Origin of the sequence: Natrialba taiwanensis DSM 12281 (genome assembly GCF_000337595.1) — an archaeon.
GTDB lineage: Archaea > Halobacteriota > Halobacteria > Halobacteriales > Natrialbaceae > Natrialba > Natrialba taiwanensis.
Window position 1 is genome coordinate 180620 of record NZ_AOIL01000052.1, and the last position, 17950, is coordinate 198569.

The window sequence follows — 17950 nt, forward strand, 5'->3', positions numbered from 1 at the left end:
GATTAGTTGGTGATGAACTCTTCCCAGCGTTGATTGACCCAGTCCTCCTCCTCGACGTAGAGATCGTAGTTCGGCGTGATCGCTTCGTCGGGACCCGGGCCGGCGATCTGTTCGTAGAGTTCGTCGTCGATTTCGGAGTGTTCGCGGTCGATCGTCGGACTCGTATAGAGGTTTTCGGCGAGTCGGTCCTGGACCGCAGGCTGGCTCGCGTAGTCGATGAACTGCCGGGCTTCCTCCGACAGATCGGTGCTTTCGAGGGTGACCCAGAGCCCGGAGTCGAGTACGGAACCCTCTTCGACGAAGTTCGACTGGACGGGTTCGCCCTCGTCCTGCAAGACGAGCGTGATGTCACTGTAGAGCATTCCAGCGGGCACCTCGCCATCAATGAGTCGCTGCTGGAAGTCCGCCTCGTTCTCGTACCACATGTTCGCCTGGCTGGTAACGCCTTGCAGTTCCTGAAACACCTCTTCGACGCCGTCGCGGTCCTCTAAGATCTCGGGGTCGTCGAACCGCAGTTCCGCGGTGATGTCGAGCAGAAACGAGTTCGACGCGTAGCCGAGCAGCCCGAGCGTATCCTCGTACTGGTCGTCCCACAGCGCCTCCCAGCTATCGACCGGGTCCTCGATGACGTCCGTGTTCTGGACGAGGTTGATGTACCACGAGAGCGCGCCGACGGCCGGAACGCCGCCGTCGGCCTCCATGACGAGATCGTCGCTGATGTACTCCAGATTCTCGAAGTCGTCCGTGTCCCAGATGTGCCACAGGTTCGAGTTCAATCCCTTCAGCACGCCGGTCTGTGCCATGATGGCAACGTCGACCGGTGCCTGCCCGGCGCTGACGGCGTTTTCGTACTGCGTCAGTGCCTCTTCGGAGGTCGGCTGCGCCTCGGACTCGACCTCGATATCGTGTTCGTCCGAAAAGGCCGGGAACAGCTCTTCGTCCATGACCTCCTGAAACACGCCGCCGTAGACGGCGACGGTCAGCGTATCGTCGCCGCTATCGAGCATTCCTGTACAACCGGCAAGCCCACCGAGAGCTGCGACGCCTCCCACCGCCGCGCTCGTGCGAAGGAACTCCCGCCGCCCGTTCGTGTCTTGTGCTGGCATACTATTGCCACCTACCCACAGTATCCAGGCTATCCCTACATAAGTGTTCCCACAGTACGGTATGACGTACCACTATTCTTTCTCCCGGAAGGTGGTTGAATGAGATTGTCACGGTTGCGAACTTCTGAAACACCAATTTTGGTGCTCCAGACGTGTACTATCTGGCTATTCCGGAACAGGAGAGCGTCGGTGTCGAGTTCGCTGTCGATGGTTCACGACCAGTCGTCGAGTTCATCCCGCGACTGGACGCGGGCGAGCGTCGTCCACTCGGTTGCCACATCGGCTTCCACGCAGCGGGCGATGAGACATTCGGACGCGCCGACGCAGGTGAGCGAGGCGAACGCCCAGCCCGGTTCGTCCCACGGAAACGGCCCCGGTTCGCGGGGTCGGCGAGCATCGATGACCCCGCCCAGGCGGTCGCGGGCCGCCGCCGCGAGTTCGTGCGCCCGGTCGTAGTGAGCAAGCGGGAACTCGCGATTGTCGGCGACCAACAGGCCGGCCTCGCCGTCAAGTGCGGCCCCGACCGACGTCCGCCGGGCTTCGATCAACAACGACACCATGTCGACCGTTGCGCGCTCGTTCCCGATCACGTCGGTAAACCGCCGGATTGCGCCGCCGTGTGCCGTCGGATCGGGGTCCTCGTAGGGCACCGTCTCCGGATCGGGATGGTACTCGACGACGCCGGTCGTATCGAGGTCGCTGTCGATCCCCTCCGCGAGCAAGACGCCGTCGATCGTCACGCTCGAGGGCGTCGCAATCTCGATGTACTCGGCTCCATTCCGCTCGCTGAACTCGAGGGACGCGACGACGGGTCCGAGCGGCGAGTCGTCGATCGCAGTGAGAAGGGAGTCGACCTGCTCGTGCGCCGTTGCGGGAACGGTGACGGTGCCGACGACGACGGCCCCCTCGTCCGCGAGCGGATCGTAAGTGACGCGGCTCGTCAGATCGGCGAGCCGTTCGCGAACCTGTTCGACCCGGCCGCTCACGCCGCCGCGTTCGAGTTCGGCGCGGCCGGCCGCGGTCAGTCGCCGACCCTTCCCGCCGACCTTCTCCGTCAGGCCGGCTTCGTCGAGGTCGGCGAGCGTGAGCCGAACCGTTCGTTCGGTGAGCGAGTAGCCCCGCTCCCGGAGGTGCTCGGTGAGGTGGACGCTTCCGATCGGCTCGTGTGCGTCGAGCAGGCGAAGAATGTCGTACGTCCGCCGGTCCGGATCGCTCGTCATGCCTGACTACTGCTGTGCGGCGGATAAATGCGTGGCGAGATCCGCGAAGGCGTCGACGTGGGCGTCGATGTCGTCCGCCGTGTGCTGGACGCTGATGGTCCACTGCTGTGAGGCGTCGTGCGGGTGCGGGATGACGCCGCGATTGAGCATGCCGAACCAGTAGGCCTCGTGGAACTCCTCGTCGACGTGCTCCCAGTCACGGAACGTCCGAATCCGCTCGTCGGTGAAGTACACCATGCCCTGCGAGCCCGCGGTCACGACGTGGCCCTCGAGACCAGCATCGTCGATGACGTCGCGATAGCCCGCGGCGAGTCGGTCGGCGAGTTCGGTCACGTGATCGTAGGCGTCGTCGGTCAGGATCTCCCGCAGCGTGACCCCGACCGCCCGGAGCGAGAGCGGGTTGCCGTTGTACGTACCGTAATGGGCGGCACCGGTGGCGACGCCCTCGTCCAGATCCGCCGCGATCTGGGACATGAACTCGCGCCGGCCGCCGAAGGCACCGACCGGGTAGCCGCCACCGATCGCCTTGGCGAGCGCGACCAGATCCGGCTGGACGCCGTAGTACTCGGCCCCACCGCCGGGCGCGAGTTTGACGCCGGTTTTGACCTCGTCGAAGATCAACACCGCGTCGAACTCGTTGGCGAGTTCACGCAGCTGTTGGAGGAAACCATCTTCCGGTTCGACGACGCCGAGATTGAAACAGGCCGGTTCGACGAGGATGCCGGCGACCTCGCCCTCGTGTGCGCGAAGCAGTCGTTCGACGCTGTCGGCGTCGTTGTACTGCCCGAGCAGGATGTTCTCCGGCACCGATTCGGGGATTCCCTGCGATTCTTTGACCGGCGTCGGATCGGCCGCCGGCCCGGCGCGGTCGACCGGCGGCATCTTGCTCACGAGCGCCGGATCGTGCGCGCCGTGGTAGGCTCCTTCCATCCGGATGATCTTCTCGCGGCCGGTCGCCGCCCGCGCCAGCCGCATCGCGTGCATCACCGACTCGGTGCCGCTGTTCGTAAACCGCACCTGGTCGATCGCCTCCCAGCGGTCGATCAGCGGCTGCGCCGCGAACTCGAGGAGGGAGCTCGGTCGCGTGTAGAGCGTTCCGTCGTCGATTTGCTCTTTCACGGCCGCAGAGAGCGTCGGGTGTGTGTGCCCGACGAGCTGGGTGCCGTTGTTCAGCGCGAAATCGAGGTATTCGTTGCCGTCGACGTCGATGATGGACGTTCCTTCTGCCCGCTGTGCGTGGACGGGATAGGGATCGTACGCCCGGAACGTGCTACAGACGCCTGCCGGAACGAGGTCCTGCAGTTCGTCGGCCATCGCTTCCGAGTTCGATGTCCGTTTCTGGTACTGATCGTACGCCTGTGCGAGCAATTCGTCCGTTGACGTGACGTGTGGCGAGTGGGTATCAGTCATCGAATCCCGGAAGTATCCTTCCGGTTCTAGGGTATCTTGTAACGGCCAGCAATAGGTCTTTCTATCAAATAGTATTTATTTGTGGGGCGACGGATCGATTCGGCCTTCCGCAATGCACACATACACCACGGTTGAGATTCCTGGGGTCTCTATGGTCTCTGGAACCGCCTTCTGGCACGACAGTTTCCTCGCGCACGAACCGCCCGCCGGCGAGGGGGAAGCCGAGTGGAGCGGCCGTCTCGCAGTGAAACAACCCCACCCGGACCGGCCCGAGCGCGTACAGAACGTCAGGCACATCCTCCGCCACGAGTTCAGCGACGAGATCGAGTGGAAATCGGCACCGAGCGCGACGGACGATCAACTCCATCGCGTCCATGAGCCGGCTCACGTCGATTCGATTGAGGCGTTCTGTGCCGCCGGCGGCGGACGCATCACCGGTGGAACGGGAGGCAACGAAGCGACCGCCCGGGCGGCCCGCCACGCCGCGGGTGCAGCAGCGGCCGCCGCCGAGCACGCCCTCGAACACGGGCTGGAAAACGTGCCCTACGCCTGCGTTCGGCCGAGCGGCCACCACGCCCAGCCGGCGCAGGTGGACGGGTTCTGCTTCTTCAACAACGCCGCCGTCGCGGTCGAACAGGCGCTCGCCGACGCGACCGTCGACCGGGTCGCCGTGCTCGACTGGGACGTTCACCACGGCAACGGCACGCAGGAAATCTTCTACGACCGCGCGGACGTCCTGACGATCAGCGTTCACAACGATCACTACTCCTGGAATCCCGATGCGCACCCCCAGCGCGGCACCGTGGACGAACACGGCGTCGGCCCGGGTGAAGGCTACAACCTGAACGTCCCGCTGCCGCCCGGAACCGGCGACGAGGGATACCGGACGACGATGGATCGGCTCGTCACCCCCGTCTTCGAACAGTACGACCCCGACCTGTTCGTCGTCAGCGCGGGCGGCGACCCCGGCGTCGTCGATCCACTCGGGCGAAACGTCGTGACGAAAGCCGGCTTCGAATCGCTCGGCAGGCGCGCTCGCGAACTCGCGGCGCGCACCGCTGACGGCCGACTCGTCATCCTGCAGGAAGGGGGCTACCACCCGAGCCACCTCGGGTACGCCATGCTCGGCACGCTCGAGGGTGCGCTCGACCTCGAGTCAGCAGTCGCCGATCCGTTCCCGTGGCTCGACGAAGATTTCGACTCCGCGGCCGATAGACTCTCCGAAATCGTCGACTACTACGCCGACTGGTGGGACCTCGAGTGAGCGACAGCGACTCAACGGAGACTAAAACTGATTTTTCACCTTGCGCTGACTATAATGTGTTTGCCACCGTTGGTCAAAATGCGCCTCGATCACCGGCCCACCGTGGTGGGACTCGGCCGGTGAACTCGAGGGCTGTCAGGTAGCATCCCCCCACATCCCCCCATCCCCCCCATCCCCCCATCCACCATCGCCATGCCCTGATCACCCCCACTCCCCAATCCGATCACCCCCCGATCATCCTCTCCCCTCCCGCTCGCCGCCCACCCACCGCAGCCGTCTCCGCTGTTCGCCACCCGCTGGCGTCCTCGTCTCTCCTCCACCGTTCGCCGCTTCGACTGCCCGCTCCTGCGGCAGTCGACTCATGTCTTCAGACGACGAACGACTCGACGAGTTCACCGGTCGGCTCGCGGATTTCGCCGGTGAGTTCGCTGGTATCGTCGCCGCCGTCGGTTCTGGTTTCGAGAACGGCGTACCCCGGCCGATTCCCGCGCGGCTGGGCGTAGCTACCGGGATTCAACAGGAGACAATCGTCCGTCCGAACGACCGTCGGGCAGTGGGTGTGTCCCGAGACGACGACGTCGGCGTCCCGCGAGCGGCCGAACATCGCCAGTCCCGTCTCGCCGCCGTCGCGGCGGTGCGTAACCGCGAAGCGAACGCCACCCGCCTCGACGACGCGGGCCGTCGGCAACCGGTCGCGAACCGCCGCGCTGTCCGCGTTGCCGTGGACTGCAAACAGGACCGCACACTCATCCTGCAACGCATCGAGCGCCGCTGAACTCGTGAAATCGCCCGCGTGAATAACGACATCCGCGTTTCGGACCGCACGCAGCACGTCGCCGTCGAGTTCGTGTCCGTCGGCGCTGTGGGTGTCAGAGAGGACGGTAATCGTCGTCGCCGATGAGTCGGAGTCGAAGTCGGTGTTGGTGTCTGAGTCGGTCATGGCTTCGTCTACGACCGCCGTCCGTGGCATGGGTTTCGGTGTGGTGATGGTGGTAGTGTTGTTACTGCCGGTGTCGTCGGTCCCGCATCGAGGATGGGCACTCAGCAGCCGCGACCCTGCCCGCGTCCGGCATACTTCTTTAGGAACCTGTCTCGATAGTGAACCCAATGGCCACCAGTACCGCCGTCGTCATCGCTGCGCTGTTTGCAAACGCTGCGATCGCAGTTCTCAAATTCGGCGGCTTCGTGCTCACCGGCAGCCCTGCGATGCTTTCGGAGACCTATCACTCGATCTCGGATACGGGCAATCAGGTCTTCCTGCTGATCGGCATCCGCTACGGCGCACAGGAGCCCACGCGAAGTCACCCGTTCGGCCACGGCAAGGCCCAGTTCTTCTACAGCTTCCTCGTGAGCGTCATGCTGTTTGGCATCGCCGGCTGGGAGAGCGCGACACACGGCTACAGCGCACTGCAAGCCGGCGAAGTCCACCGGGCGAACGAGCCGGTGACGCTGCTCGGCGCGACGTTCGATCCGATCTACGTCAACTACGCGGTGTTGCTCGGAGCCATCGCCTTCGAATCCTACGCGTTCTGGAAGGCCTACCAGGGAATTACCGCCCAGATGGACGAGTACGGCTGGGAGTCGTTCCGCGAGGCGTTCCGAAAGACCAGCGACGTGACGACGCTGACCGCACTCACCGAGGACGCCATCGCGCTCGCCGGTGCCGGCATCGCCCTCCTCGGCGTCTACCTCTCTCGAACGTACGAGAACCCGATCTACGACGCCGGCGCTGCGCTCGTTATCGGCATCCTGCTCATGGGATTCGCCATCGCCCTGGCCTGGCAGAACAAGCGCCTCCTCCTCGGCGAGAGCTTACCCGCCCCCGCCGAAAACGAACTCCGCGCCATCGTCGCCGACTGGGACGGCGTCACCGAACTCGTCGACTTTCGCACCGTCTACTTCGGCGCAGAGGAATTACTCGTCACCGCAGATGTCGCGTTCGAATCCGAACTCGATGCGGCGACGATCGACGAGCGGATCACCGCTATCGAACGGGCGCTGAAAGAGCACGACGACCAGATCCAGCGCGTCTACATCGAACCCGAAACGTCGCAGTCCGATCGCCTCTGAGCGCATCGCGACCGCAGGTACTCATCCGAGACGAACCCTTTTATCGGAGCGGGAACCAATCACCTATCGTGTCCGAGACAGCCGGGTACATGCGCTTTTTCCCGTACGATCAGCCGTACGAGAATCAGCGCGAGGCGATGGACCGCATCCACAACGCGCTCACACGCGGGCAAAACGTACTCTTCGAGGGAGCCTGCGGGACCGGCAAAACCCTCTCTTCGCTGGTCCCCGCTCTCGAAGTCGCCCGCGAACAGGACAAGACCGTCGTCATCACGACGAACGTCCACCAGCAGATGCGCCAGTTCGTCGCGGAAGCCCGCGCGATCACCCGCGAGGAGTCGATCCGCGCCGTCGTCTTCAAGGGCAAAGGCTCGATGTGTCACATCGACGTCGGCTACGAGGAGTGCCAAACGCTCCGGGACAACACCCGCGCCGTCGTCGACGCCGAACAGGACAAACAGCAACTCGAACGCCGCCAGCGCGAACTCCTCGAAGAGAGCCAGGACGGCGACGGCGGCGCGGCCGACGCCCGCAGCGCCGTCATGGACGAACTCGAGTCCATCGAGGACCGCCTCGACGACCTCGAAGACCAGAACGTCTGTGAGTACTACCGGAACAACCTGACCGAAGACACCGAGGAATTCTTCGGCTGGCTCTTCGAGGACGTTCGCACCCCGGACGAAATTTACGACTACGCAGAGCAACGCCAGCTTTGCGGCTACGAACTCCTGAAGGAGGGCATCGAGGGCGTCGACCTCGTCGTCTGCAACTACCACCACCTGCTCGACGCCACGATCCGCGAGCAGTTCTTCCGCTGGCTCGGCCGCGACCCCGATGACGTGATCGCCGTCTTCGACGAGGCCCACAACGTCGAGGATGCCGCCCGCGAGCACGCCACCCGGACCTGCTCCGAACGCACGTTCGAGTCCGCGCTGGATGAACTCGCGGAGACGGACGATCCGCGCGCAGAGGACGCCGTGAACGCGCTCTCTGCCTTCCACCGGGCGCTCGTCGAAACCTACGAGGACTCCTTCGGCTTCGGCGAGAGCGCGGTGCAACGCGCCGCGGATAACGCGAGCGGCCGCGGGCCGCGAGCGCGCGAACGGATCGGCGAGAACTGGGAGGACGTCCCGATCGCCAACGAGGGCCGACGCGACGACCTCACACTCGAGTTCTTGCAGCGCTACTCGGGGCGGGGGATCGAGGCGGACCTCGAGGCGGCGATGAAACTCGGCCAGGAGTTAGACGAGGAGTACGAGGAGGCTTACCGCGAGGGCGAGACGGCGACGCGGACGGAGTGTCAGACGCTCCAGGCGGCGGCGTTCGTCAGCGCGTGGATGAACGAAGGGGCAAAGGAAGGGCTCTATCCGGTCGTCTCCGTCACCCGCGACGCGGGGACCGACGAGATTTACGGCCGCGCGGAGCTGTACTCCTGTCTGCCTCGACAGGTCACCGGCCAGTTGTTCGAGGAGGTGTCCGCAACCGTGCTGATGAGTGCAACGCTGCAGCCGTTCGACGTGACCGAGGACGTGCTGGGGCTGGAGAAGCCGGTGACGATGGCCTACGGACTGCAGTTTCCCGCGGACAACCGCCGGACCTACGCCGTCGAGACGCCGCCGCTTTTCTCTTCGGACCGGGACGACCCGGCGGTCCAGACGGATGTCACGGAGACGATCCACGACGCCGTTCGCATGACGCCCGGGAACACGCTCGCCTTTTTCCCGAACTACGGGGAAGCGAGTCGGTACGCCGAACGACTCGAAAACCGGTCAGAGAGGACTGTCTACCTCGATGAACCGGGCGTCGCGGTCGAGGACCTTCGACAAGAGTTCATCGCGGACGACGACGCCGTCCTCTGTACCTCGCTGTGGGGGACGCTCGCGGAGGGGGTGAGCTTCGACGGCGAGGACGCCCGAACCGTGCTCGTCGTCGGGGTTCCGTACCCGCACCTCGACGACCGGGCCGAGGCGGTCCAGGAGGCCTACGACGCGGCCTTCGAGGGCACCGAGACCGGCTGGCGCTACGCGGTCGAGATTCCGACCGTCCGCAAGACCAGACAGGCGCTCGGCCGGGTCATCCGCTCGCCCGAAGACATCGGCGTCCGCGCGCTCCTCGACCGGCGTTACTCGAAGCAGGCGAAGTCTGATCTCGGCAAGTACAGCGTCAACAGTACCTTTCCGCACGAACAACGACAGGAGCTACTCGATATCGGCTCGGACAAACTCAAGTTCGCGATGCGAAACTTCTACGGCGACCACGACTGCTACGGTGGCGACCCACCGGCACCCTGATTCGGCACGGGCGCTTTCGACGCCCGCCCTGCTCACTCGATCGTCACGTGCCCGACGCCGCCGATCAGCATCACGACGTGCGTTCCGCCGTCCTCGACCGACACCTCGAACGTCTCCTCGTCCGCCGTGATCGTCCGGGTGTCGACGATGCCGTTTTCTTCGTGATCCAGTCGAAATCCGATCCCCTCGCGTTCGAGATCCGAGCTCCCGTTCTCGCCGTCACCGAGCGGAAATATCTCTTCGACCTCCACCGTGATTTCCAGTTCCGATCCCGCGTCGGCACTGAACTCGACGACTTCGTCCTCGCCGATCGTCGTATCGACGCCACCGCCGGCGAGGAGTCCAGTACAGCCTGCAAACGGCACCGTTGCAGCGAGTGCCATGACAGAACGTCGGTTCATAGAACAGAGACACGATAGTAGCCACGAATAGTTTCTGGCCGAACTGCTGTGTCTTGTGCGTCTTCCGTTACTGCGGCTGGAGGCTTGATTCGGACGTAGCCGACTCCCAGGCCTCGTAGCCGCCGTCCATACTCGCAACGGACTCTGCGTCGCCGTACTCGTCGATGAGTCGAGCGGCCTGGATCGAGGTCTTTCCGATGTAGCAGTAGACGATGACCTCGTCGGCCCAGTCGCGGTCGACGACCGTCTCCTCGAGTTCGTCGATCGTGACGTGTTCGGCACCGGGGAGATGGCCGTCGTCGTAGGCCGTGTCCTCGCGGACGTCGATCAGGTCGAGTTCATCGTCATCGTCATCGCCATCGTCGCCGATGCGGTCGCGGACCGTTTCGGGGGAGAGTTCGTCGATCATTGTCGTGTACAGGGTGGATTACCGTTTCCGGAGGTAGATCCGATAGGTTGCGTCGCCGCTTCGCCACACCTTCGCGTCGGCGTCGTCGCCGACGGCTCGGGGGACGTTTTCGGTGCAGGGGACGTGGTCCGTCTCCTGGACGAGGAGGTCGCCCGACTCGAGCTGCTGGAGGCCCTTCTTGGCCTCGACTTGCGGGTACGGACAGACCTCGCCCATCATGTCCTGGACGAGGTCGGCCTCCTCGAAGAGTTCGGTTGCGTCGTCGTCGCTCAGTTCGTCCGGGGTGTTCGTTACGTCGTCGATGGATGGCATGTGTCTGTGCGTGTTGATTCGGGGTCAGTAGTGGTTGGCGATCGATTCGGTCAGGTATCGGACCGGAGGTGGCGCATCAGATGGCACAGCCGACCTCGCGGTAGATCCAGTGGGTCATCACGTAGACGCCGGCGACGATGCCGACCGCGGCGATGAACGAGTGGACCGACAGCTCGGCGATACCCGAGTAGATGTTCCCGATGTTACAGCCGGGCGCGAGTCGGGAGCCGGCTCCCATGAGGAGTCCGCCGACGACCGCGTTCGGGAGTCGCCGCCGCTTCGGCACGCGGACCGCGAAGTCCCCGCTCCAGACGGCGGCGAGAAACGCGCCGACGATGACGAACGCGATCATCACCATGTCGACGGTCACGTCGACGCCCTGGCCCTGGAAGAGCACGGAGCCCCAGTACTCGAACGAGTTCGCCTCGACGCCGACCTGCGAAAGGAGATAGCCGGTCCAGCGGGCTTCGGGACCGGTCACGCCGACGATCGAGTGCTGGGTGAACCAGAGCACGGCGGCGGCGGTGATTCCGAGGGCGGCGGTCCGCGGGTCCCAGGGCTGCTTGCTCGCGGCGATCGGGGTTCGCCACGCGCGAGCGAGACCGCGCGCGTAGGTGGCCGTCCCGCGGGCGAACTGTCGTAACCCGATGACCGGCGCACGAAGCGCCCCGAGGTGCAACTGGGCCACGTCCGCGCGCTCGCCGAACTCGGCGGTCGTCGAGGCCCGTCCGACGAGGGTGGCGTACCCGATCAGCGCGACGATCGCGACGCCGACGCCGAGCAGTCCCGCCGGGATCGACGTGACGGTAAACAGGCTGACGCCCTCGCCCACCGTCAGCGCCGCGAAGTACGTGCTATCGAGCGTCGGGAAGGCGACGGTAAACGCCGCGTAGCCGATACCCATACAGAGCAGCGTCAGCCAGAACTGTAGGTAGCCCTCACCGGCACGATAGAGCGTGCCGCTGGCACAGCCGCCGGCGTAGGTCATCCCGATTCCGAAGATGAAGCCGCCGACGAGTCCGGTGAGGCCCCACTGTGGCGTCCAGAACGTCTGATAGTACCCGAACTGGTAGGCGATCCCCCAGAAGACCATCGTCAAGAGCGTCGCGGCGAGAACGCCCTTCGTGACGCGGGAGTCCTTGTACGCGAAGAAGTCCCGAAAGGCGTTCACGAAGCAGAACCGCCCCTTCTGGAGGAACGCCCCCAGCGCGGTCCCGACGAGCGCTGCAACGAGTAGTGTCGAAAGCACCATCGAAAGGCAACGGCTCGCCGGCCTTAACTCGCGTCCAGCCGGATGACTATTCCCGCACTCCGGACGAACTCGAGTCGCCGAACCCGGCCGGTAACGGCTGCTCCCGGTGCCGAACGTCGTGGACTGGCGTCTCTGTGACTACTAGCTACCAGCAGCATTTGCACCTACCGCGTACCGTCGATTGCGAGAGCGAACTGACGACTACGACTACGACAATTACAACGACTACAACGACCGTGACGACAACGGCACGCGACTCGCCGGTACCTTTTCCGTGCCGTTCCAGAACTCGAGTTCAGTGACGGTCCAGGTGATCGGGTCGATCTCGCGGTCGGCCAGTCGCCGTGCGGTTGCGGTGTCGCCGCCGCGGGCGAGCGTGATGTGGGGGACGTAGTCGTCGCCTTCGAGGTCGTCGATGGGGTCGAACGTCTCGATAAGTTCGGTGTGAATGGCCTCGAGACCGGGGCTGTCGACGCTGAGGTAGACAACGGGTGCGGAGCCGATCGGCGGGTCGTCGAAGTAGTCGATACCGGTGATCGTCGCGTCGACGGCGGCCGTGTTTTCGAGTGCACGGTGGGTCCGACGCTGGAGGTGGGTGAGGTGTGCCTGTGAGGCGTCTCCGAGCCGTTTGAGGAGACACGAGTGGGTCTGGCGGACGTGCTCGAAGGCGACGAGTTCGGGATGGAGGTCTGTAGCGAGTTTGCGGACGCGGCCAGGGACGGGGGCGATAACGCTGTACACGCGTCGAGTCGGCTACTGATTGTGGCGGAGTGTGTTTGAGCGTTCTGTTCCTGTTCCCATTCTCGCCTTGGTTACTTCTTGTTACGCGTGCGAGCGGGCAAATCGCACCACGTTCGCTGGCTCGCCGATTCAGCGCCGCTTACAACTGGTCGAGCAGCCACAGGACGATCAGGCCGAGGATCGCGAGCATGAGCAGCGGCTGGAGCAATCCGACGATGGTGCCGACGATCGCCTGCATGACCTCGATGATGAGCAAGATGGCGACTAACACGAGGACGAGTTTCAGGAGGGTTTCGACCGCGAGTGAACCACGAGTGCCGATCATAGCTCATGCTTTGTCAGGCAAATTGAAAAATACTCCGCTACTGGAGTCGGAAAGACCTATTTAGTCGGCCCCGGCAGTTGTACGTAATGGACGGGAAGGGGCTCCGAGCCCTGGTATGTGCACTCGTCGTCGTCTGGTGTACGGTTGCGGTGGGCTGGTCCATGTCGGGTGCTGTGGTGGCGACCGACACGACGGCCGGTCAGTCGCTCACGTCGACACAAGTGCCAGTGCACGAACAGGGTCAGGCTACGGGTCAGTTTGTGACATCGTCACAATCACAGTCACAGTCACTGTTACAGTCACAACAACTTCAGCCGCAGGTGCAAGACGACGCTCCGGCTGCGAGTTCACATCTCAATAACTCGACTGAAACCCGCATCAGCATCTTCCTCGAGGAGGATGGCTCTGCGACGGTCGAGGTTGACTATCGCTTCGAGGCGGGGTCGGATGACTGGAACGAACTCGAGTCGGACGTCGAGGAAAATCCGGACGCGTATGCTGCACGCGAGCAAGCGGATTGGGAACAAGATGTCGAGGAGGCACAGAACAGGACAGACCGGGAGATGAACGTCTCGAACACTACGGTGACGACGTCGACGAGTTCGGCGACGCCACAGGATCTCGGTCACGTCACGTTCACGTTCGAGTGGTCGTCGTTCGCCAACGTCGTGTTGAACCAGATCGAGGCGGGTGATGCGCTCGCGGGATGGTTTACACCCACCGAGGGGACGACGTTGCAGATAATCCCGCCGGACGGATACGTGATCGAAGAGGCTGATCCGGAGCCGTCGGGGTCCTCGGAGGAGTCCGTTCTCTGGAACGGGGCCGAAACGGAATTTCTCGAGGACCAGCCGATGATCGTCATGACCGAGGATAGCGAGACTGCCAATACGTCGGACGGAGCGGGTGAGGGGCCGTCGCTGTCGTGGCTGGTTATCGTCGCAACGCTCGTCGTATTGGCGGCGGTTGGCGTCGGTATCGGAGCCGCCGCGTGGTGGATTCGGCGTGGTCCCGGAAGCGGGAGTGGTTCCAGTACTGGCTCACAGTCCCAGCCACCGACAAGCGGGGCGGCGGGAGCGCCGATGGAGGAGTCGTCGACCGCGGCTTCGGGGCCGTCTCCTCGCGGCAACGGTAACGGTAGTGATTCCGGATCGAACAGTCCACCGCCGGAACTCTTGAGCAACGAAGAGCGCGTGCTCAACCTCCTCGAGAGCTCCGGTGGCCGGATCAAACAACAACAGGTCGTCTCTGAACTCGAGTGGACCGAAGCCAAGACGAGTCAGGTCGTCGGTGGATTGCGAGAGGACGACGAGATCGATGTCTTCCGAATCGGGCGCGAAAACGTGCTGGCGCTGCCGGACGAAGCCGAGTCAGAACAGTAGTTGTAGTTCAGGGTGTCATAGAACAGTTCCCATATCCTCTCTCTGTGACTACCCGACAAACGGTAAGTACAGGGCAAGAACATATCGCTCAGTATAAGGAACTCACTAGTCGCTCGGTACTATATAATCACAGACCAAATTCCAGAAATAACTGCAATTAGAGACAGCACTACCATAGACCACACTATTCGGTCATCAGGAATAGAATCAGACGAATTGGATGAGAAAAAGGCTTCATAGACTACACTGAATACCATCCCTATTCCACTAATTGACATGAGTACTGGAAAGAGGGAACTTTCCCTGAAACGACACTAGACAGTCCCCAGAACCCCAGAATACTGCCAGAAACGGTCATCGACCCGTGATAAAGAAGGGTTTTGTTCATAATTATAGAATAAACAAGTTAGTATAAATATTTTTTCTCTCATCTAGCCAGTGTTCAGTTTGCAAGTGTAGTGAACGGATAGTTCCCTCTAGATTGGGTGAAAAGAACGCCATGCGGGTCGTTCTATGACACCCTCGTAGTTAGTAGCTGGCGACGATTTCGCTCCGTATTCTTGCGCCCGATCCCCCAAGCCACGATCGCTTTTGCCTCTGCGTGCAACCCGGTGCAACATTTGCCCGACACGAGGATTTAATAGGGTCAAGTCTCGTAGGTGGGTGCAATGACGCAGTCCGCCGGTCTTGCAACTGCGTTCGCTTCCTTCGTGACCGGCGGGGCTGTCTCCCCGCGACCGCGACGACCGCGACCGGGCCTTTGAGCCCGTACTATCCCTTCCCCCACGTTCCATGCTGTTTCCCAAATTAATAGGTAATTCCTATTTTCCCGGTTAGCGTCCGCTCTCTCCATAAATTACGATATCTAAAACAACGAATTTAAGTATGTCCCTCGGTTCTGTTCGGATATGACACGCGTTGCACTCGCGTTCTCGGGTGGACTGGACACGACCGTCTGTGTCCCGTTGCTCGAGGAAGAGTACGGATACGACGAGGTCATCGGCGTCACCGTCGACGTCGGTCAGCCGGCCTCAGAGTTCGATGAAGCAGAAGAGACCGCAGAAGCGCTCGATCTAGATCACTACGTCGTCGACGCCAAAGCCGAGTTCGCCGACCTCTGTTTCGACAGCGTTCGCGCGAACGCGACCTACCAGGGCTACCCGCTCGGGACGGCGCTCGCTCGCCCCGTCATCGCCGAGGCGATCCTGCAGGTCGCCGAAGAACAGGACTGTGACGGCATCGCTCACGGCTGTACGGGCAAAGGGAACGACCAACTTCGGTTCGAAGCCGTCTGGCGCGACTCCGACCTCGAGGTCATCGCCCCCGTTCGCGAACTCGGACTCACACGCGAGTGGGAACAGGAGTACGCCGACGACAAGGACCTCCCCGTCGAGGGCGGCAGCGGCGGCGACTGGTCGATCGACACTAACCTCTGGAGTCGCTCCGTCGAGGGCGACGAACTCGAGGACCCGAGCTACGTCCCGCCCACGGACATCTACGACTGGACGGACGAACCGTCCGGCGAGAGCGAGGAAATCGAGATCACTTTCGAGAAGGGCTACCCCGTCGCCGTCGACGGCGAGGAGTACGATTCCGTCTCGCTCATCGAGCACCTGAACGAACTCGCCGGCTCCCACGGCGTCGGTCGCACGGACTCGATGGAAGACCGCATGCTCGGGCTGAAAGTCCGCGAGAACTACGAGCACCCCGCCGCCACGACGCTGCTCAACGCCCACGAAGCCCTGGAGGGGCTCGTGCTCACCCAGGAAGAACGCGAGTTCAAGCAGCTGATCGATCAGCGCTGGTCGAAGAAGGGCTACGAAGGGCTGGTCGACGCGCCGCTCGTCGGTGCGCTCGAGGGCTTCATCGCCCAGACCCAACAGCGCGTCACCGGTACCGTCACGGTTCGCTTCGAGGGCGGCACGGCTCGCCCGGTCGCCCGCGATAGCGAGTTCGCGGCCTACTCGGCCGAACACGCGTCCTTCGACACGGAAACGGTCGGCAAGATCACACAGGAGGACGCCACCGGCGTCGCGAAGTACCACGGCTTCCAGCGCCGCCTCGCGAACGCGGTGACCGACGACGCTGACGCGGACACCGAGACGGTCGAACTCGCCACCGACGGAGGCGAGGAGTAGTCATGACCGAGGAGAGCGCTCGCGGCGGAGCCGACGGCGACGAGTCGGGCGTCGTCCGGCGAGACCGCTTTAGCGGCGGCCCCGCCCGGAGTTTCCTCTCCTCGCTTGCGGCCGACGAACGGATCTTCGAGGCCGATCTCGAGGTCGATCGCGCACACACCCTCATGCTCGCGGAGCAAGGGATTATCGACGAGGAGACGGCGGGATCGATTCTGACCGCGCTCGATGCGATCGAAGTCGCCGGCCACGACTCGCTGCCCGACGGCGAGGACGTTCACGAGGCCATCGAAACGGCCGTCATCGAACGCGTCGGTGCTGACGGCGGCAAGATGCACACCGCGCGCTCGCGCAACGACGAGGTCGCGACCTGCATTCGCTACCGCCTGCGCGAGGACGTGCTCGATGCGATCGAGACGACGCTTGCGCTCCGCGGGTCGCTCCTCGACGTTGCGGACACGCACGCGGAAACGATCATGCCGGGATACACCCATCTGCAGCCGGCCCAGCCGACCACCGTCGCTCACTGGGCGCTCTCCTACGAGGGAGCTGTCCGCCGCGACACCGAACGGCTACTCGAGGCCTACGCCCGGATCAACGAGTCCCCCCTCGGCGGCGCGGCCTTCGCGGGGACGACCTTCGACATCGACCGCGAGTTCACCGCGTCCCTGCTCGGGTTCGACGGCGTGGTTGTGAACTCGATGGACGCTGCCTCGAGCCGGGATTTCCTGCTCGAGACGACGCAGGCGTTGTCGACCCATGCGACGACGCTATCCGGCCTCGCGGAGGATCTGATTATCTTCGCGAACCGCGGTTTCGTTTCCCTCGCGGACGATTATTCCTCGACCTCGTCGATCATGCCACAGAAGAAAAATCCCGACACGCTCGAACTCGTCCGCGCGGTCGCGGGCGATGCGGCCGGGAACGTTCAGGGGCTGACGACGACGCTGAAGGGACTGCCTCGCGCCTACAATCGCGACCTGCAGCGCGCGACGACCCACGCGTGGGAAACCGTCGATGCAGCGGTCGAGGCGAGCGAGATCGCAGCCGGCGCGATCGCAACGGCCGAGTGGAACGCGGATGCCCTCGCAGCCGAGGCCGGTGCGGGCTTCTCGACGGCTACCGGCGTCGCGGACCTGCTCGCTGCGAACGGCCTGCCGTTCAGGACAGCTCACGAACTGGTCGCTACCGCTGCCGAAAATAGCGCGGAACACGGTTCCGCGGACTACGATGCACTCGACGCTGCCGCCGAAGACATTCTCGGCGAACCGCTCGAGTCCCACGTCGACCCTGATGCCGTCGTGGACGCGCTCGATCCCGCCGAAAGCGTTGCGAGCCGCAACTCACAGGGTGGGCCGGCCCCCGAAGCGACGACACCACAGCTCGAATCGGGCCACGATGCGCTCGGTGCTGACGAGTCGACCCACTCGGAACTCGCCGCCGAACTCGAGACGGCACACACGGCGCTGCGTGAGGAGGTGAACGACTATGTCTGAGTCACACCCGTCGTCGCCAGTTTCGCCCCCGCGACCGCCGTCCCCTTGAGGGGACAATATACACTATACGTGACATACAAAAACGAAACTGGTCGTATTGTAGCTCTTTTATACCGTTAGTGGGAAGTATCATCAT

Annotated in this window: 16 protein-coding genes; 6 read left to right on the forward strand and 10 right to left on the reverse strand. The window is 63.5% G+C overall.

The features are described from left to right. Positions 1 to 2: 2 nt before the first annotated feature. The 3 genes from C484_RS16400 to C484_RS16410 all read right to left on the reverse strand — a co-directional run bounded on the left by C484_RS16400 (position 3) and on the right by C484_RS16410 (position 3736). Positions 3 to 1106: an ABC transporter substrate-binding protein gene (locus C484_RS16400; protein WP_049915554.1), complete on the reverse strand. Its 1104-nt coding sequence runs from the start codon at positions 1104 to 1106 to the stop codon at positions 3 to 5. A 212-nt stretch (positions 1107 to 1318) separates the two neighbouring features. Further along, entirely contained in the window at positions 1319 to 2326 is a 1008-nt protein-coding gene (locus C484_RS16405) for an NrpR regulatory domain-containing protein (RefSeq protein WP_006827017.1), read from the reverse strand. A gap of 6 nt (positions 2327 to 2332) precedes the next feature. Beyond that, entirely contained in the window at positions 2333 to 3736 is a 1404-nt protein-coding gene (locus tag C484_RS16410) for an aspartate aminotransferase family protein (RefSeq protein WP_006827018.1), read from the reverse strand. A 151-nt stretch (positions 3737 to 3887) separates the two neighbouring features. Between C484_RS16410 and C484_RS16415 the strand changes: the two genes are divergently transcribed. Beyond that, entirely contained in the window at positions 3888 to 5000 is a 1113-nt protein-coding gene (locus C484_RS16415; protein ID WP_006827019.1) for a histone deacetylase, read from the forward strand. 367 nt (positions 5001 to 5367) lie between these two features. On the opposite strand, the gene C484_RS16420 is transcribed toward C484_RS16415, so the two are convergent. Next, positions 5368 to 5940, reverse strand: coding sequence for a metallophosphoesterase (locus C484_RS16420; protein WP_049903510.1), 573 nt, complete (start codon positions 5938 to 5940; stop codon positions 5368 to 5370). Between the two features lie 167 nt (positions 5941 to 6107). Between C484_RS16420 and C484_RS16425 the strand changes: the two genes are divergently transcribed. Both C484_RS16425 and C484_RS16430 read left to right on the forward strand, forming a co-directional pair. Next, a complete protein-coding gene (locus C484_RS16425; protein ID WP_006827020.1) occupies positions 6108 to 7070 on the forward strand; it encodes a cation diffusion facilitator family transporter in 963 nt (320 codons plus the stop codon). Between the two features lie 89 nt (positions 7071 to 7159). After that, on the forward strand, positions 7160 to 9361 hold the full coding sequence (locus C484_RS16430; protein WP_006827021.1) for an ATP-dependent DNA helicase: 2202 nt from the start codon (positions 7160 to 7162) through the stop codon (positions 9359 to 9361). Positions 9362 to 9393: 32 nt separating this feature from the next. Here C484_RS16430 and C484_RS16435 read toward each other — a convergent pair whose 3' ends face one another. The 6 genes from C484_RS16435 to C484_RS16460 all read right to left on the reverse strand — a co-directional run bounded on the left by C484_RS16435 (position 9394) and on the right by C484_RS16460 (position 12801). Beyond that, positions 9394 to 9762 carry a hypothetical protein gene (locus C484_RS16435; RefSeq protein ID WP_049903500.1) on the reverse strand — a complete coding sequence of 123 codons (369 nt, stop codon included), beginning with the start codon at positions 9760 to 9762 and terminating at the stop codon, positions 9394 to 9396. Positions 9763 to 9829: 67 nt separating this feature from the next. Continuing rightward, positions 9830 to 10171: a rhodanese-like domain-containing protein gene (locus tag C484_RS16440; protein ID WP_006665351.1), complete on the reverse strand. Its 342-nt coding sequence runs from the start codon at positions 10169 to 10171 to the stop codon at positions 9830 to 9832. Between the two features lie 18 nt (positions 10172 to 10189). Further along, positions 10190 to 10483 (reverse strand): sulfurtransferase TusA family protein, encoded by a 294-nt coding sequence (locus tag C484_RS16445; protein WP_006665352.1) that lies wholly within the window; start codon positions 10481 to 10483, stop codon positions 10190 to 10192. Positions 10484 to 10559: 76 nt separating this feature from the next. Further along, positions 10560 to 11732 carry a YeeE/YedE thiosulfate transporter family protein gene (locus C484_RS16450; RefSeq protein ID WP_049915579.1) on the reverse strand — a complete coding sequence of 391 codons (1173 nt, stop codon included), beginning with the start codon at positions 11730 to 11732 and terminating at the stop codon, positions 10560 to 10562. 228 nt (positions 11733 to 11960) lie between these two features. Beyond that, the gene (locus C484_RS16455; RefSeq protein ID WP_006827023.1) at positions 11961 to 12476 is read right to left on the reverse strand and encodes a 2'-5' RNA ligase family protein; all 516 of its coding nucleotides are present in this window, start codon (positions 12474 to 12476) and stop codon (positions 11961 to 11963) included. 139 nt (positions 12477 to 12615) lie between these two features. After that, the gene (locus C484_RS16460) at positions 12616 to 12801 is read right to left on the reverse strand and encodes a DUF7554 family protein (RefSeq protein WP_006827024.1); all 186 of its coding nucleotides are present in this window, start codon (positions 12799 to 12801) and stop codon (positions 12616 to 12618) included. 86 nt (positions 12802 to 12887) lie between these two features. On the opposite strand from C484_RS16460, the gene C484_RS16465 reads away from it, so the two are divergent. The 3 genes from C484_RS16465 (at position 12888) to argH (ending at position 17814) form a co-directional block, all read left to right on the forward strand. Further along, the gene (locus C484_RS16465; protein WP_049915556.1) at positions 12888 to 14183 is read left to right on the forward strand and encodes a helix-turn-helix transcriptional regulator; all 1296 of its coding nucleotides are present in this window, start codon (positions 12888 to 12890) and stop codon (positions 14181 to 14183) included. A 908-nt stretch (positions 14184 to 15091) separates the two neighbouring features. Further along, positions 15092 to 16321, forward strand: a complete 1230-nt coding sequence (locus tag C484_RS16470; protein ID WP_006827026.1) for an argininosuccinate synthase — start codon at positions 15092 to 15094, stop codon at positions 16319 to 16321. 2 nt (positions 16322 to 16323) lie between these two features. After that, entirely contained in the window at positions 16324 to 17814 is a 1491-nt protein-coding gene (gene argH / locus C484_RS16475; RefSeq protein ID WP_006827027.1) for an argininosuccinate lyase, read from the forward strand. The last annotated feature ends 136 nt before the right edge of the window (positions 17815 to 17950 follow it).